This is a genomic window from Nocardia lijiangensis NBRC 108240 (assembly GCF_001613045.1).
GTDB classification, from domain to species: domain Bacteria; phylum Actinomycetota; class Actinomycetes; order Mycobacteriales; family Mycobacteriaceae; genus Nocardia; species Nocardia lijiangensis.
The window spans coordinates 77919-93552 of the sequence record NZ_BDBP01000034.1; the positions used below are offsets into that span (position 1 = coordinate 77919).

Annotated in this window: 12 protein-coding genes; 11 read left to right on the forward strand and 1 reads right to left on the reverse strand. The window is 71.3% G+C overall.

The features are described 5' to 3' along the window. Positions 1-215: 215 nt before the first annotated feature. The 11 genes from NL1_RS13950 (at position 216) to NL1_RS14000 (ending at position 15257) form a co-directional block, all read left to right on the forward strand. Entirely contained in the window at positions 216-1292 is a 1077-nt protein-coding gene (locus NL1_RS13950) for a glycosyltransferase family 4 protein (protein ID WP_067839143.1), read from the forward strand. Continuing rightward, on the forward strand, positions 1289-2443 hold the full coding sequence (locus NL1_RS13955; RefSeq protein ID WP_067839062.1) for a glycosyltransferase family 4 protein: 1155 nt from the start codon (positions 1289-1291) through the stop codon (positions 2441-2443). Before NL1_RS13950 ends, NL1_RS13955 begins: the two co-directional genes overlap by 4 nt. Continuing rightward, positions 2436-3827, forward strand: a complete 1392-nt coding sequence (locus NL1_RS13960; protein ID WP_084510568.1) for a lipopolysaccharide biosynthesis protein — start codon at positions 2436-2438, stop codon at positions 3825-3827. Before NL1_RS13955 ends, NL1_RS13960 begins: the two co-directional genes overlap by 8 nt. Further along, the gene (locus tag NL1_RS13965) at positions 3824-4837 is read left to right on the forward strand and encodes a CgeB family protein (protein ID WP_067839067.1); all 1014 of its coding nucleotides are present in this window, start codon (positions 3824-3826) and stop codon (positions 4835-4837) included. The genes NL1_RS13960 and NL1_RS13965 overlap by 4 nt, the downstream gene beginning before the upstream one ends. 64 nt (positions 4838-4901) lie before the next feature. Beyond that, positions 4902-6248: a hypothetical protein gene (locus NL1_RS13970; protein WP_067839070.1), complete on the forward strand. Its 1347-nt coding sequence runs from the start codon at positions 4902-4904 to the stop codon at positions 6246-6248. A gap of 19 nt (positions 6249-6267) precedes the next feature. Beyond that, on the forward strand, positions 6268-7548 hold the full coding sequence (locus tag NL1_RS13975; RefSeq protein ID WP_067839073.1) for a Wzz/FepE/Etk N-terminal domain-containing protein: 1281 nt from the start codon (positions 6268-6270) through the stop codon (positions 7546-7548). After that, the gene (locus tag NL1_RS13980) at positions 7545-8903 is read left to right on the forward strand and encodes a glycosyl hydrolase family 28-related protein (RefSeq protein WP_067839076.1); all 1359 of its coding nucleotides are present in this window, start codon (positions 7545-7547) and stop codon (positions 8901-8903) included. Before NL1_RS13975 ends, NL1_RS13980 begins: the two co-directional genes overlap by 4 nt. A 4-nt stretch (positions 8904-8907) precedes the next feature. Further along, the gene (locus tag NL1_RS13985; protein WP_067839089.1) at positions 8908-10260 is read left to right on the forward strand and encodes a GNAT family N-acetyltransferase; all 1353 of its coding nucleotides are present in this window, start codon (positions 8908-8910) and stop codon (positions 10258-10260) included. A gap of 147 nt (positions 10261-10407) precedes the next feature. Beyond that, positions 10408-11787 (forward strand): glutamate-1-semialdehyde 2,1-aminomutase, encoded by a 1380-nt coding sequence (locus NL1_RS13990; RefSeq protein WP_067839092.1) that lies wholly within the window; start codon positions 10408-10410, stop codon positions 11785-11787. Positions 11788-11801: 14 nt separating this feature from the next. Then, positions 11802-12929 (forward strand): glycosyltransferase, encoded by a 1128-nt coding sequence (locus NL1_RS13995; RefSeq protein ID WP_067839146.1) that lies wholly within the window; start codon positions 11802-11804, stop codon positions 12927-12929. A gap of 297 nt (positions 12930-13226) precedes the next feature. After that, entirely contained in the window at positions 13227-15257 is a 2031-nt protein-coding gene (locus NL1_RS14000) for an SDR family oxidoreductase (RefSeq protein WP_067839095.1), read from the forward strand. Positions 15258-15270: 13 nt separating this feature from the next. On the opposite strand, the gene NL1_RS14005 is transcribed toward NL1_RS14000, so the two are convergent. Beyond that, positions 15271-15634: nuclear transport factor 2 family protein (locus tag NL1_RS14005; RefSeq protein ID WP_169813584.1), on the reverse strand; the 364-nt coding region annotated here is incomplete at its 5' end.

The window sequence follows — 15634 nt, forward strand, 5'->3', positions numbered from 1 at the left end:
ATGTCCCCCGCGGGTCGGCTCGTGCCCAGCACGAACTCGCTGTGCAATCTACCCCACGCTCCCCGCGACTGCCACCGTTCGCGATGCCCCACCGAGGACGCCTCGGTGTCCTAGACTGTTGCGCGGGAAGCGAGTTCGCGCCGGACGGCTCGCACGACCGGTGCAGGGAGTAGGGGGCCGGGGTGGCGGCAGGCACGGGGTCACTGCGCGTGCACATGACGGGTTCCGAATGGTTCACCGCGGCGCCCGGCGGGCTCAACCGATACTTCACGGAGTTGTTCCACGCGCTCACCCGCAGGCCGGAGGTGGCGGTGTCGGCGGTGGCCTGGGGCGCGACGGGCGGCGACCATTCGCCCGGCGCCCGATCCTGGGGCGCCGCAGGCGGTTCCACCATCCGGCGGGCCCGCGTCGCCTTCCTGGATCGTGCCGGGCTGCGCCGCGCCGCGGTGCTGGATCGTCATTTCTGCCTCTACGGACCCGCCTCGATCGATAGGCGGGGGCGGCTGCCGCTGGTGGTTCATTTCCACGGCCCGTGGGCGGCGGAGAGCAGGCTCACCGGGCAGAGCGAGCCTGCGGCCAAGGCGAAGTACCTGATCGAGCGACTGCGCTACGCGGGCGCGGACCGATTCGTGGTGCTGTCCAACCACTTTCGCGAGGTGCTCGGCGCGGACTACCGGATACCGGACGACCGGATCGCGGTGATCCCGCCGGGCGTCGATCTGTCCCGTTTCCGCGCCGCCCCGCTGCCCGCCGCCGCACCGACTCGCACCGTCCTGTGCGTGCGCAGACTGGAACGCCGCATGGGCATCGATACTCTGATCCGCTGCTGGCCCGGTGTGGCGGCCGAGCATCCGGACGCGCGCCTGGTGATCGTCGGAACCGGCACGGCGGAAAGGGAATTGCGCGCTCAGGCTGCGGGAGCCGGGCTCGGTGATTCCCTCGTCTTCGCCGGGCACGTCGCCGACGACCGGCTCGCCGAACTGTACGAACAGGCCTCGCTCACGGTCGTGCCGACCACCGCGCTGGAGGGTTTCGGGCTGATCGCGCTGGAGTCCCTCGCCGCGGGCCGGGCACCGATCGTGACCGACTGCGGCGGTCTCCCGGATTCGGTTCGCGGACTGGATCCTTCGCTCGTCGTGCCCGCCGGTGCGGCCGACGCGCTCGGCGCGCGCATCACCGCCGCGCTGCACGGCGCGCTGCCCACGCCCGAGCGATGCCGCGCGCACGCGGAGACCTTTTCGTGGGATGTCGCCGCGCAGCGCCACGTGGCGATGTACCGGACTATCGCATGACGATCCGGGCGGTGTTCCTCGCGCACACGGCAGCCCCCTCCGGCGCCGAACTGGCCACCCTGCGACTGGCTTCCGCGCTGAGCGCCGATCGGCTCGCGGAGGTCGCGCTGATCTACACCGAGGACGGGCCGATGGTCGAGCGGACGCGGGCGCGCGGCATCGACACGCACGTCCTCCGTGGCGCTTTCGACAGCCGCGCCATGACGATCGGCTCCGGCCCGCTGCGACTGCTCGCGGGCGCGCTCGCGCTGCTGCGCCTCGGCTGGGCCCTCGGCGCGCACCCCGCGACCAGGCAGGCCGACGTGCTGGTCGCCGAGAGCACCAAGGCGCTGGTGATGGGCGCGGTGGCGGCGCGACGCGCCCGCATTCCCCTGGTGTGGCAGGTGCACGACCGGATCGCGGCCGACTACTTCGGGCGCCTGCCCGCGCTCGTCGTCGCACTGCTCGGACGGGTGATGGCCCAAGGCTTTCTGGCCAACAGCCGCGCCACACTGGCCACCCTGCGCACCGGCCGCCGCCCGGCCGAAGTCGCTTATCCCGGAATCGAACTCGGTGCGCTGCCCGACCGTGGCGCCCAGCGCGACCCCGCGGAGACGGTGGTCGCCGTGCTGGGACGGCTGGCCCCGTGGAAGGGCCAGGACGTGCTGCTGCGCGCGATCGCCGCGACGAAGATCCGGCCGCGGCGGGTGCTGCTGATCGGCGGCACCTTCTTCGACGAGGAAGCCTTTCGCACCGAATTGGACCGGCTGGCCGCCGAACTCGCGCTCCCGGTGACCAGCACCGGTCACGTCGACGACCCGCGCCCGTACCTGTGCGACGCCGATATCCTGGTGCACTGCTCGGTGCTGCCCGAGCCGTTCGGCCAGGTCGTCGTCGAAGGCATGCACGCGGGCTGCGCCGTGATCGCCTCGCGGCCGGGCGGTCCCGAGGAGATCGTGCGCCCGGGCAGGGACGGGCTGCTCGTGTCCGGCGGCGACGAACCCGCGCTGACCGCCGCGCTCGACTCCCTCATCGGCGATCCGGAGCTGCGCACCCGGCTGGCCGCGGCGGGTCGCGGGCGCGCAGCGGATTTCGACATCACCGTCACCGCCCGATCCGTCGCCACCTTCCTCGGCCGGATCGTCGAGCACCGGGGCGCCGCCCATGTCTGATGCCCGGTCTACCGCAGACCGCGCCGAGGCGGGCGGCGCGCACCGCAGGGATGACGGGGCGCGCGGGCGGCCCGGCGGCGGCGCGCACCGCTCGCAAGGGTTGTTCGCGGTGCTGCGCGACATCGGTTACGTCAGTTTCGGCAAGTACGGCCAGTACGTCGTCGCGGTGGTGACGGTGCCGCTCATCGCGCGTGCGCTCGGCGCGCACGGGCTCGGCCTGCTGGCGATCGGCATGTCCGCCTTCTTCGTCGGCTCGCTGCTGGTGGACCTCGGCATCACCTCGTTCCTCGCCGCGCGCGTGCACGACACCACCGGACACCGCGAGGACCGGCGCGCCGAGGTCAACCAGCTGCGCGGCGACTACCTCGCCATCCGCGCCACCGGCCTGGCGGTGCTCGGCGCGGCCTTGGCGGCGGGCTCGGCGATCGGTGTTCCGGAACAGGTCGACATGATTCTGCTCGGCCTGTTCGCCGGCGGCTTCTGGTCGATGTCGGAGGACTGGCTGCTGATCGGGCAAGGCCGGTTCGGCACGTCGACCGCGTATCAGGCGGTGGGCCGGATCGGGTATCTGATGCTGCTCGTCGGGCTGCTCCCCCGGCTGCCGCACGCGCAGGTCGCGCTGCTGTGCCAGCTCGTGTCCTCGGTGCCAACCGTCGCGTTGACCTGGTGGGATGCGTCGCGCGCCTTCGGCAGGCCCGCGCGTCCGCGGTTGGTGCGTGCCATGCTCCGGACCGGCGCTCCGGTGCTGACCTCGCGGCTGCTGATCACGCTGAACGGGCAGGGCGCGCCGGCCGTCTACGCCGCGGTGCTCAACGCGGCCGCGCTGGGCCTGTATTCGGCGGGCGATCGCTTGGTGCGCGCGATCCAATCGGTGCTGGATTCCATTGGTTTCGCGCTGCTGCCGCGCATGGCCCGACGCAGCGCCGACCACCGATTCTGGCGGCACGCGCTACAGGCGCTTGCGGCGGGCGTCTGCGTGGCCACGGTGGCGGCCGCGGCGGTGTGGCTGGCCGCGCCCGTGCTCATCCGCGTGGTGTTCGGCGACGAATTCACCGGCGCCATCGGGCTGTTGCGCGTCGAGGTCCTGATGCTGCCCGCCACCACGGTCACCTCGTTCGTCACCACCGCGGTGCTTCCGGTGCGGCAGGACACCACCGGCGTGCTGATCGGCGCGGTACTCGGCACCTGCGTGGCCGTCACGGCGCTGGCCATCGCGTTCCGCACGCACTCGGTGTGGACGCTGGTCTACGGCGCGGTGGTCGTCGAATTCACCGTCGCTGCCTGGTATCTCGCGCGCGTCCGCTGGCTGATCGTGCGCGAGCGGATCACGCCTGCGACAAACGACCCGGCCGTGGTGCTGATGCGCGAGGAGGGCGGCGCGTGAGAATCCTCTACGTCGGCGACGATTGGATCGGCAGCAATGCCCGCTCGCTGGCCGACGGCTTCCGCCAAGCCGGGCACGAGGTGCTCGTCGTCGATTCCACGCCCGTCACGCTGCCCGCGCGGCTGTCCGCGCCCTGGCTCTACGCCAAGGCCTCCGGTCGGCGCGCGCCGTGGACGACCGAACGCCTGCACGCCGAGATCGACAGCGCAGCAGCGGCTTTCCGCCCGGATCTGCTGTTCGCGTTCAAGTCGGTGCATCTGGATCAGCCGCGGCTGCTCGCGACGTCCGCCGCCCGCCGCGTGCACTACAGCCCCGACGACGTCACCAACCCGGAGAACATCACCCCCGAATATCTCGCGCACGAACCGGACTGGGATCTGGTGGTGACCACCAAGCGTCACAACGTCGCCGAACTGCGCGAGCGCGGCGCCCGCGCGGTCGCTTTCGTGCGCAGCGCCTACGACCCGGCCTGGCACCATCGCGCCGCCCGGCGCGGCCGGCGGGAGTTCCTGACCGGTTTCGTCGGCGTCTGTCGTCCGGACCGCCGCGATGACCTCGTCACGCTGGCCCGAAAGTACCGCGACCGCATGCTGATTCGCGGGCCCGGCTGGCGGCGGGTGCCCGAATTGCGCGCGACCGGCGCGGTGGTGGCGGGACCCGTGTACGGCCAGCACTATTCGGCGGTGATCGCCACCGTCACCGCCAATCTGGTGCTGCTCAACTCCGACAACCGCGATACCCACACCTGCCGCACGTTCGAAGTGCCCGCGGCGGGCGGGCTGTTCGTCGGTGAGCGCACCGACGAACACGCCGAGCTGCTGCGCGACACGGCCGAGTGCTTCCTGTTCGATGACCGCGACGAGTTGCTCGAAATCCTCGACTGGTGCGCGGCCAATCCGGAGAAGGCCGCCGCCGTCGCCGCGGCCGGGCACCGCAGGATCGTCGAAGGCGGCCACCGTTACGTCGACCGGGCGCGGGAGATCCTCGCCGCGCTGGAGGCGGGAGCATGAGCGAGCGAACAATGTGCCAGCTCGCCGGAGGCATGCCGGAGCCGAGCGTGAGCGAGGCGCAGGCATGAACCCGACGTTCGAGCTGGCCGCCGTTGCGGGTGCGCTGCTCACCCTGGTCGTCGCGGCCGCCTGGATTCCCGGCGTGGTGCGGGTTTTCGTGATCGCCCAGGCCGCGTTCTGGTCGCTGTCTTATATCGCGCGGCCGCTGGTGCTGCTCGCGGTGCAGCCCGCACCGCACTACGGCGACAACGTGCCCGACCCGCGGCTGGCCGACCTCGGCTACGACCGCGGCATCGATCTGGTCCTCGACCACGTCGTGTTCGGGTTGTGGGCGTACGCCGCGCTGGTGGTGGCCTACGCGGTGTGGGCGCGCGGACGTCCGCCCGCCGCGCCCGCGCTGGTCGGCGACCCGGATCTGATGCCAACGCTGGTCACCATGTACGCGCTCGGCCTGCTCGGCCGCGCCGCGTCGGTGCTCACCGGCTCTGTCGGCAGCGCGGGCGACGTCACCAGCGCCAACCCGATTCTGAGTTTCGTCTCGATCCTCGCGACGGTGGCGGCGCTCGGCCTCATCGTGTTCGCGCGCCCGGCGCGCCGGGAGACCGCCGCACTCGTGGTCGGCGCGCTGCTGGCGGGCGAGTTGCTCTGGACCGCGGTGGTGGAATCCAAGACGCCGATCATGGGCGCCGCGATGGCCGTCGCGATCCGCTTCGCCCTCGGCGGGTGGACGCGGGCCAAGGCGTTCGGCGTCGCCGGGATCGGCGTGCTCGGCATCGGCGGATTCGGCTGGCTGCAATCGTTCAAGACCACCGAGCTCGCCAAAGCCGAAGCGGCGCTGATCGATTCGGATTATCCGCCCGCCGTGCGGCCGTTCCTGAGCATCCTGCGCCGCTTCGATCTGCTCGAGGCCGCCACCGACGCCTACTTCCACGGTCCCGGTTACTGGCTGACGCCGAGCGAGGTGCTGAACAACGCCGCCTTCAGTCTCGTTCCCGCCCAACTGCTCGGCGCCGAGAAGTTCCAGTCCGGCACCGCGTGGGCGAGCGACGTGCGCGGCGCCTCGGTGGACATGAGCAAGGTCTCGGTCTCGCTGGCCGAGGGCAATCTCAACGAGGGCTACGTGCTCGGCGGCTACGCGGGCGTGCTGATCGGCGCGCTGTTCACCTTCGCGCTGCTGCTGGCCTGGGCGCGGGCGCTGTCCTCGCGTCTGTTCCCCGTCGTGGTGCTCGGTCTGGCGGTCACAGGCTCCTCGGTGCTGTTCGAACGCGGAATCCTCGGCAGCATGGAGAACCTCGGCAAGTTTCTGCAGGCCGCGGTGCTGGCCTGGCTCATCCACGCGGTGGTCACCGAGGTCCGGCGCCGCACCGGGCACGGCGCACCGGCGCGGGTCGTTTCACCGGTCGTAGCGTAGCGAAAAGAGGTTCCTGGCAATGGGATTGACCGAGTACTGGCGGATCGCGCGCAGACGCTGGCTCGTCATCGCCGCGGTGGTACTGGCGTGCCTCGCGGCGTCGGCGGTCTATCTGCGCGGTCAACCGACGACGTATTCGGCCTCCAGCAGCATGTACGTGTCGATGGCGACCGGCACCTCGGTGAACGACTCGTACCAGGGCGGGCTGGCGGCCCAGCAGCGGGTGCGGTCCTATCTGGACCTGGCGACCAGCGCCACGGTGGCGGAACGGGTCATCGATGATCTGAGCATCACCATGTCCGTCGACGAACTCCGGGGCAAGATCACCGCCGCCTCGCCGCCCGCCACCACCCTCATCGTCATCTCGGTCGCCGACGGCAACGCCCAGCGGGCGCGCGACCTCGCCAACACCGTCGTCGCGCACTTCCGCAGGCTCATCGACGAATTGGAGACCATCGAACGCGACGCAGCGCCCGCCGCCCGCGTCGCGGTGGTGGACCGGGCGGAGCTGCCCACCTCGCCCGCCGGGCCGCAGTCCGGGCGCGTCCTGGCGCTGGGTCTGCTGGCCGGGCTCATGCTCGGCGCGCTCGCCGCGTACCTGCGCGACCGCACCGACCGCACGCTGCGCACGTCCAACGATCTCGAGGCGCTGCTGCCGGTGCCCATTCTCGGCATCATCGACGAGGGCCGCTCCGGCGCGGCCGACGAGACCCGCAGGATGCGCACCCGGCTGCTGCGCGAGGGGCAGGCGCACACCATCCAGCTGACCAGTCTATCCCCGCGCTCCGAGCCGGAAGTCGCACTGGCGCTGGCCAAATCGTTCGCCGACACCGGCCGCTCGGTGGTGCTCGTCGACGCCGACACCTCCGGTCGTGGCGGGTCGGAGCGATTCGTCACCGGCCAGGGGCAGGGCCTGGCTGCCGTGCTGCGGGGCGCGCCCGCGGTCGAGGCGCTGACCGGGTGGCCGGAGACCGGGCTCACCGTGCTCCCGCTGGGCGACACCGACCTGCAAACCGCGGATCTGCTCGCCTCCGACCGGTTCGCGGGCGTGATGACCGAACTGCGCGCGGATTTCGAGCACGTCATCGTGCAGACCGCTCCCGTCGCCGCGGCCGCGGACGCCATCGCGGTGGCGCCGCTGTGCGAGCACACGCTCGGGGTGGTCGAGCTCGGCGCGACCACCGGTCCCCAATTGCGCGGCGCCCTGGCCACATTCGGCTCCGAGCGGCTCACCGGCGCGGTAGCGTACAGCAGGCCGGGTAGCCGCCTGCAGCGGCTCGTGGGGAGGCTGCGGAGATGACCGACGACGGCGTAGGCCGACGGCGACTGCTCGCCGCGTCGCTGGGCGCCGCGGCCGCGGTGCCGTTCGCCGCGGCCTGCGCCGATCCGGAGACGCCCGGCATCGGGTTCCGCTCACCGCACGTCACCGACGCCCCCGCGGCACGCAACGTGCGCGACTTCGGCGCAGTCGGCGACGGCGTGGCCGACGACACCGCGGCCATCGCGGCCGCGGCGGCCGTGCAGGGCAAGCCGCTGGTTCTCTATCTGCCCGCGGGCCGCTACAAGGTGACGGCCTGGCCGCCGATGGCGGACTACGCCACCGTGCTCGGCGACGGCGGCGACGTCTCGCTGATCGTGTGCGAGACCGACACCACGCTGATCTCGCTGCGCCAACGCAATCGGGTCCGGTTCGCGCGGCTGGGCATCTATCTCTCGGGTCCGCTCGCGACCGCCGTCGACCTGTCTGAATGCTTCCGCTGCTCGTTCGACTCGGTGGTGATCCGCGGCAACCATCTCAGCGAGAACCACCCGCGCTTTCTCGAACAGCGCGGCGTGGTGCTCAGAGACAACACCGGCGGCACGTCCTTCGTCAACTGCGACATCAACAATTTCGGCTTCGGCATCGTCACCTCGTGCATTCAGAACTACGTCACCTCGTCCAAGCTGACCAGCAACTACGTCGGCGTGCTCGGCACCGGCAACGACCACAACGCCGGACTCGCCCTCAGCAACGTCGAATTCGTCTCCGACAGCGATCCGCGCACCACCGTCCGGCACATCGACATCGACGGCGCGGCCAACGACTGGTGGCTGACCAACGTCTGGTTCGAGGGCGCAGCCATCGCGCTGGCGGTCGGGCGGCGCGAGCGCGGCGGGCCCGCGCAGTTCGGCATGGTCAACTGCAAGGTGGCGGCGCGCGAGATCTGCCTCGATCTGGCCTACTGCCGGCAGCCCTATCTGGCCAACGTCCAGTTCGACAAGGATCTCGACAAGCATCCGGTCGAGGTGCGGGTGGATCGCACCGGCTGCCCCGAGGGCACCGCGGTGAACCTGATCTCCAGCGCCTCCGACGATCTCGAGCCGGGACTTTTCCCGGACGGCTGGACTGTGATCAGCAGGGACAGCCTGCACACGCCCCGATTCGACGGCACCCTCGTCGGCCGGGCGGGCCGCAGCGACGCCGATATCTTCCAGGCGCAGACCGGAGACGGGACCGTCCGGTCGGCGGTGCTGTCCAGCGGCGCATGGCTGTCCGACCATCCCGACACCGGCATCGTGCTCAAGGACACCGCGGGCGGCTACTGGCGATTGTCGGTGACCACCGACGGCGCGCTACGGACGACTTCCCTCGGCCGCCAGCGACCCAAGGAGTGATCGCGTGTCCGACCAGCAGCCAGCGCTATCGCACATCCGGCTCGGTCCGGTGGTCCTGCACGGCGCCACCGTGGTGCTGCGCCCGCCCCGGATCGCCGATTACGAACCGTGGCGACGGATCCGGTTGCGCGACCGGAGCCTGATCGAGCCGTTCTGGTCGAGCTCCCCGCTGGACTGGAGCGAACGGCACACCGCGAAACTGTGGGTGCGCGAATGCCTCGCGGCGCGCGGCGAGGCGCGGACGGGCCGTCGAGCGGCGATGGTGATCGAGGTGGACGGACGCTTCGCCGGTCAGATCGAGCTGATCTCCATCGACACCGACACGTGCAGCGCCGAACTCGGCGTCTGGGTGGACGCGGAGGTGGCCAGGCACGGCATCGGCGGTCTGGCGGCGGCGATGGTGCTCGACTTCGGCTTCGGATCGGTTGGGCTGCAGCGCATCACCGCACCGATCTCCCCCGCCAACGTGGCGACCGCGAGCGGTGCCGCCCGGCTCGGGTTCCAGCGCGAGGCCCTCATGACCCGCTACTTCGACGCCGGGGGCGCGCGGCGCGATCACGAGCTGTGGGCGATCACCGCCGCGATGGTCCCGCCCGGCGGCTTCGCCGCCACGTGGATACGCAGGTACCACGCCGCACCGATGCCGCGAACGCAGACCGCGGACCGGACCGATCCCCCTGTCCCCGGCGGCACCGTAATAGCCGCCGCGGCACGGTATTACGCGGGGCGGATGCTGCACTCGCTCGATCCGTTGCGCGCCCCGCGGGTCGCGCCACTCAGCGACCAGGACCAGCCGTGCGTGGTGCTGCGCACGCGGCGGCTCACGGACGGCCGTCGGTGGCGTGCGGCCCGGCTGCGGGCCAGAGCGGTCCTGGACCCGAATACCGGAGCGCCGCAGTCGGAGTGGGCTGCCGAACACTCGCGCGCACGCTGGCTCCGCGAACTGCTGCGGGCCAGACCCGGGCTGCGTTCGGCGGCGGGTCTGGTGCTGGCCATCGAGGTGGGCGGAGCCTATGTGGGCGAGTGCCGCCTGTTCGATCTGGACATGTTCGACCGCAACGCGCGCATGTTCGTCTGGACCGATCCCGCGCTCGGCGGCGCCGGGGAACGGGTGCGCACCGCGGCCACCCGGCTGCTCGTCGCCTACGCTTTCGGCGCGCTCGGACTGTGCCGCATCGACACCGCGATCGAACCGGAGGACCGAGAGGCCGCGGCCGTCGCCACCCGGATCGGCATGGTGTGGGAGGGCAGGATGAGCCAATTCGTCGGCGCCACCGGCCGCCGCGCCGACCATGATCTGTGGGCGCTCACCGTTCCGGTGGACCCTCGGCACGACACAGCGCCTTGCGCTCGATAGAACACAGCGCCTTGCTCTCGATAGGGCACAGCGCCCTGCGCTCGATGAGACACAGCATCGCCCCGGACGTAGAGTGTTGCCCAGAATCCCTCGCGCGCAAGCGTTTTCACCGTGCGCGCGGCCACATCGCGAGGCCAGGAGATCGGTATGGAACACCGCACGACTGAGGAACCGACAACGCGACATCGCGGGTTCGCGCGCAGCAACGAGCTGCAGGCGCGACTGCACGATCTGGTGCCGGGGGGCGCGCACACCTACGCCCGCGGCGCCGACCAGTATCCGGAGTTCATGGCGCCGATCCTGGTGCGCGGCGACGGCTGCCGGGTCTGGGACGCCGACGGCAACAGCTATATCGAGTACGGCATGGGCCTGCGCTCGGTCACCCTCGGCCACGGCTACCGGCCGGTGCTGGACGCGGTGAGTGCGGCGATCACCGACGGCGTCAGCTTCAGCCGCCCCACCGAGCTGGAACTGCTTGCCGCACAGGACTTCCTGGATCTCGTCCCGGGCGCCGACATGGTGAAGTTCGCCAAGAACGGTTCCGATGCCACCACCGCGGCCGTCCGGCTCGCGCGCGCCGCCACCGGGCGCACCGTGATCGCGGTCTGCGACCAGCCGTTCTTCTCGGCGGACGACTGGTTCATCGGCATCACGCCGATGGCCAGCGGCGTTCCCGCGACGACCATGGCAGGGACGATGCGGTTCCGCTACAACGATCTGCCCTCCCTCGCCGCGGTCCTGGAGACCGAGGCCGTCGCCGCCGTGGTGATGGAGGCGGCCACCGCCCTCGCCGAACCGGAACCCGGCTTCCTGGAAGGCGTGCGCGAGCTCTGCGACCGGCACCGCACCCTGCTCGTCTTCGACGAGATGATCACCGGATTCCGCTGGTCGGCGGGTGGCGCGCAGGCGGTGTACGGGGTGCGGCCCGACCTGTCCTGCTGGGGCAAGGCCATGGGCAACGGATTTCCCATCTCGGCGCTGGCGGGCAGGCGCGAGCTGATGGAACTGGGCGGCCTGCGCACCGATCGGGAGCGGGTGTTCCTGCTCTCCACTACGCACGGCCCGGAATCGTCCGCGCTGGCGGCCTTCCGTGCGGTCGTGCGCGAGTACACGACCGGCGATCCCATCGCCCGCATGGAACAGGCGGGGCGGCTGCTCGCCGACGGGGTGAACGCCATCGCCGCCGAACTCGGCATCGACCGCCACCTCGAGGTGCTCGGCAGGCCGTCGTGCCTGATCTTCGCCACCCGCGACGCCGACGGTGAGCCGTCGCAGGCCTTTCGCACGCTGTTCCTCCAGGAACTGCTCGAGCGCGGCGTACTCGGCCAGTCCTTCGTCACCTCCGCCGCGCACACCGAAGCCGATGTCGCACACACCCTTTCGGCCTGCCGCGAGGCGGCGATCGTCTACCGCAAGGCGATCGAGCAGGGCAGCGTCGACGGACTGCTGCACGGCAGGCCGGTCGCCCCCGCACTGCGCAGACACGCCGAACCGCGGCGGGTCGACATCGAGCCCGCGGGCGCGTGACCGGGCCGCGAACCATGACCGCACCACGCAGTGTCGCACCACGCATCGCGATCGTCCACGAGCGCTTCACCGAATACGGCGGCTCCGAGGCGGTGGTGGCCGAGCTGCACGAAACTTGGCCCGGCTCCGAGGTTTTCGCCCCGATCGTCGATCCGGCGGGCGTCCGTCCTCCGCTGCGGCAGGTGCACGGGACCTGGCTCAGCCGGGCGCACGCGGCCACCGGGCGTCGCTCGCACGCTCCGCTCTTGCCGCTCGCGCCGCGGGCGCTGCGCAGGCTGCCCCTCGACGGACGCTTCGACGCCGTCGTCATCAGCCACCACGCCTTCGCCACCCAGGCCGCGTTCGCGACCGAGGCGCCGACCATCGCCTACGTGCACAGCCCGGCCCGCTGGGCCTGGGATCCCGGCTTCCGCGCGCAAGAGGCAGGCGGGCGTGCAGGCCGGTTCGCCCTCGCCGCCCTCGGCGCGCTGGCTCGCCGGTGCGAGAGCCGCGCCGCTCCGCGCCTGACGCACGTGATCGCCAACTCGCACGCCGTCGCCGACCGCGTCCACGACTGGTGGGGCCGGCCCGCCACCGTGATCAACCCGCCGGTGGACATCCACCGCTTCACCCCCGACCCGGCGGTCGAGCGCGAGGACTTCTTCCTCTTCGCGGGCAGGCTCGTCCCCTACAAGCGGCCCGATCTCGCGATCCGCGCCGCGCAGCGGGCGGGCTGCCGCCTGGTGATCGTCGGCGACGGACGCTTCCGCGCGCACCTCGACACGCTCGCCGGGCCCGAGACCACCTTCCTCGGCCCGGCCTCCGACGAGGTTCTGCAGGACATGTACCGGCGCTGCCGCGCGCTGCTCATGCCCGGCATCGAGGATTTCGGCATCGTCCCGGTCGAGGCGATGGCCTGCGGCGCGCCGGTGCTGGCCGTGGGGCTCGGCGGCGCGCTGGACACCGTCCGGCCCGGCGTCACGGGCGGCTACGTCGATCCGGGTCCCGACGACGCCGTGACAGCCGCCTTCACCGCGGCCATGACGGATTTCGACCCGGCCGCCTTCGATCCCGCCGAAATCCGCGCGCACGCTACCACCTTCGCCCCGGCGGCCTTCCGCGCTCGCATGGCCGATGCCGTCGCCCAGATACTGGACAACTGACCAAGTGAGCCGAAATGTTGCTTGATCGCAACCTTCGCACGGGGTAACTGGAAAAGCTTGTAACACATACCGTTTGACCTGGGGTGATGGTGAGCAGTCCCACACCGCACCCGGCGCCGATCAGCTTGCCCCGCCGACGCTGAACCGATTACAGTTTTCTATAAGTCAGGACGAAGGTGTTCCTACTTTCGGCCCGACCGCTGTCACCGGGGGCCGATTCGTTGATGCCCGCATTCACCGCCGCATGTTGGATCAATGGTGCGCGACAACAGGTTCGAGTGAACAGCAGGAGGGACGATGGTTTCCTACATCGTGACGGGCGGAACCGGATTTCTTGGCCGACGGGTCGTGCAAGGGCTGCTCGATGCCGATCCCGAAGCGATCGTGCACGTGCTCGTCCGCGCCGAATCGTTAGCAAAGTTCACGGAATTGGCCGAGGGCTGGCACGGCGGCGAACGCGTCTTCGCCCTGGTCGGCGACCTCACCGCCGAGCGGCTCGGCCTGCGTGATCAGGCGCCGAGGGCCGATCACGTCATCCACCTCGGCGCGGTCTACGACATGACCGCCGACGAGCACACTTCGCACGCCGCCAACGTGGCGGGCACCCGCTCGGTGATCGCGCTGGCCCGCGAGCTCGACGCGGTGCTGCACCACGTGTCGTCGGTGGCGGTCGCGGGCGACCACAAGGGCAAGTTCTTCGAGGAGGATTTCGACCTCGGCCAGAACCTGACCTCCCCGTATCACCGCACCAAGTTCGCCGCCGAAAAGCTGGTCCGCGAGTCGCGCGACGTGCGTTGGCGGGTGTATCGACCGGCGATCGTGGTCGGCGACTCCCGCACCGGCGAGATGGACAAGATCGACGGCCCCTACTACTTCTTCTCCGCCATCGCCAAGCTCGCCGCCCTGCCGTCCGAGCTGCCGATGCCGCTGCCCGACCTGGGCGCCACCAACATCGTCCCGGTCGACTACGTCGCGGCGGCCATGGTGGAACTGGTGCACAAGCCCGGTCTGGACGGCCGCACCTTCCACCTGGTGAACCCGCGGCCGCAGCCGTTCGACGCCGTGTACGGCGCCCTCGCCGCGGCGGCGGGCGCTCCGGCGGGCATCGGCCCGGTGCCGGGCAGCGGGCTGGCGCTGCACGGCTTGGCGCAGCTGCCCGGCGTGCCCGCGGTCCGCGATTTCCTGTTGTCGCAGTTGGGAATTCCCCCGGAGGTCGCGCCGCACGTGTCCTTCGCCTCGGAGTTCGTCGCGGAGTCCACGCAGGCCCAGTTGCGCGGCAGCGGCTTGTCGGTGCCGTCGTTCGACAGCTACGCCGAGCGGCTGTGGCAGTACTGGCGCGCGAACCTGGACCCGAGCCGGGACCGCCCGGCCGACAGCGGCGGCGACCCGCTGTCTGGACGAATCGTGCTCATCACCGGCGCCTCCTCCGGCATCGGCCTGGCCACCGCGCACGCCGTCGCGCGGCGCGGCGCCACCGTGCTCATGGTGGCGCGCGGCCTCCCGGATCTGCTCGCCGCGGCCGAATCGGTGCGTGCCGAGGGCGGGGCGGCGCACATCTACCAGTGCGACATCACCGATCCCGAGGCCGTCGACGGCCTGGTGCGCGCGGTGCTCGCCGACCACGGCCACGTGGACTACCTGGTGAACAACGCGGGCCGCTCGATCCGCCGTTCGGTGCTGAACTCCACCGACCGGATGCACGATTTCGAGCGGACCATGGCGGTCAACTACTTCGGCGCGGTGCGGCTGATCCTTGGCCTGCTGCCGTCGATGCGGGCGCGCCGCTTCGGTCACGTCGTCAACATCTCCTCCATCGCGGTGCAGACCAAGGTCCCGCGCTTCGCCGCCTACGTGGCCAGCAAGTCGGCCCTGGACAACTTCAGCGAGATCGCCGCCGTCGAGAACCGGGACGCGGGCATCACCTTCACCTCGGTGCGCATGCCGCTGGTGCGGACCCCGATGATCGCGCCGACCGATCTGTACCGCTCGCTGCCGGTGCCGGATCCCGACCGGGCCGCGGAAATCGTGGTGCGCGCGCTGGAGGACCGGCCGCACCGCATCGACACGCCGGTCGGCACCTTCGCCCAGGCGGTCGATCTGCTGATGCCTTCGGTGAAGCGGACGATCATGCACCAGGGCTTCCGCCTGTTCGGGGAATCCAGTGCGGCGCAGGGCGGCTCGGCCGAGGCCGCGGTCTCCCCCGGCGCCGCGCAGGACAGCTCGGGGCGCAGCCCGCTCACCCTGCTCGGGCCGGTGCTGCTGCCGCTGATGGCGCTGCCGAACCCGGCGGCCAGGGTCGCCAGGGTGGTGCCCGGCCTGCAGTGGTAGGCCGAGCGGCGGCTCAGCGGATGTGCGTCAGCTTGTCCGGATTGGTGACCGAGTAGATGCCACGCACGGTGTCGTCGGCGGTCACGTCCAGCACGACGACGGCCAGCGGGGCGTCGCCGTCGAAGAGCACCGCGCACGGATCGGTGCTGACGGCCCGGTACCTGACCCGGTAGCCGGGCCGCAGCCCGCGGGCAACCTCGACGAACAGCCGCGCCACCGCGCCCGCCCCGTGCACCGGGCGCAGGCTGGTCGCGGGGCCGCGCTCGCCGCCGTCGGTCCAGAGGGTGACGTCGGGGGCGAGGACGGCGAGCAGCTCCTCCAAGTCGCCGCCCATCGCCGCTTCGACGAACCGTTCGGTCACCGCGCGGCGCGCCTTC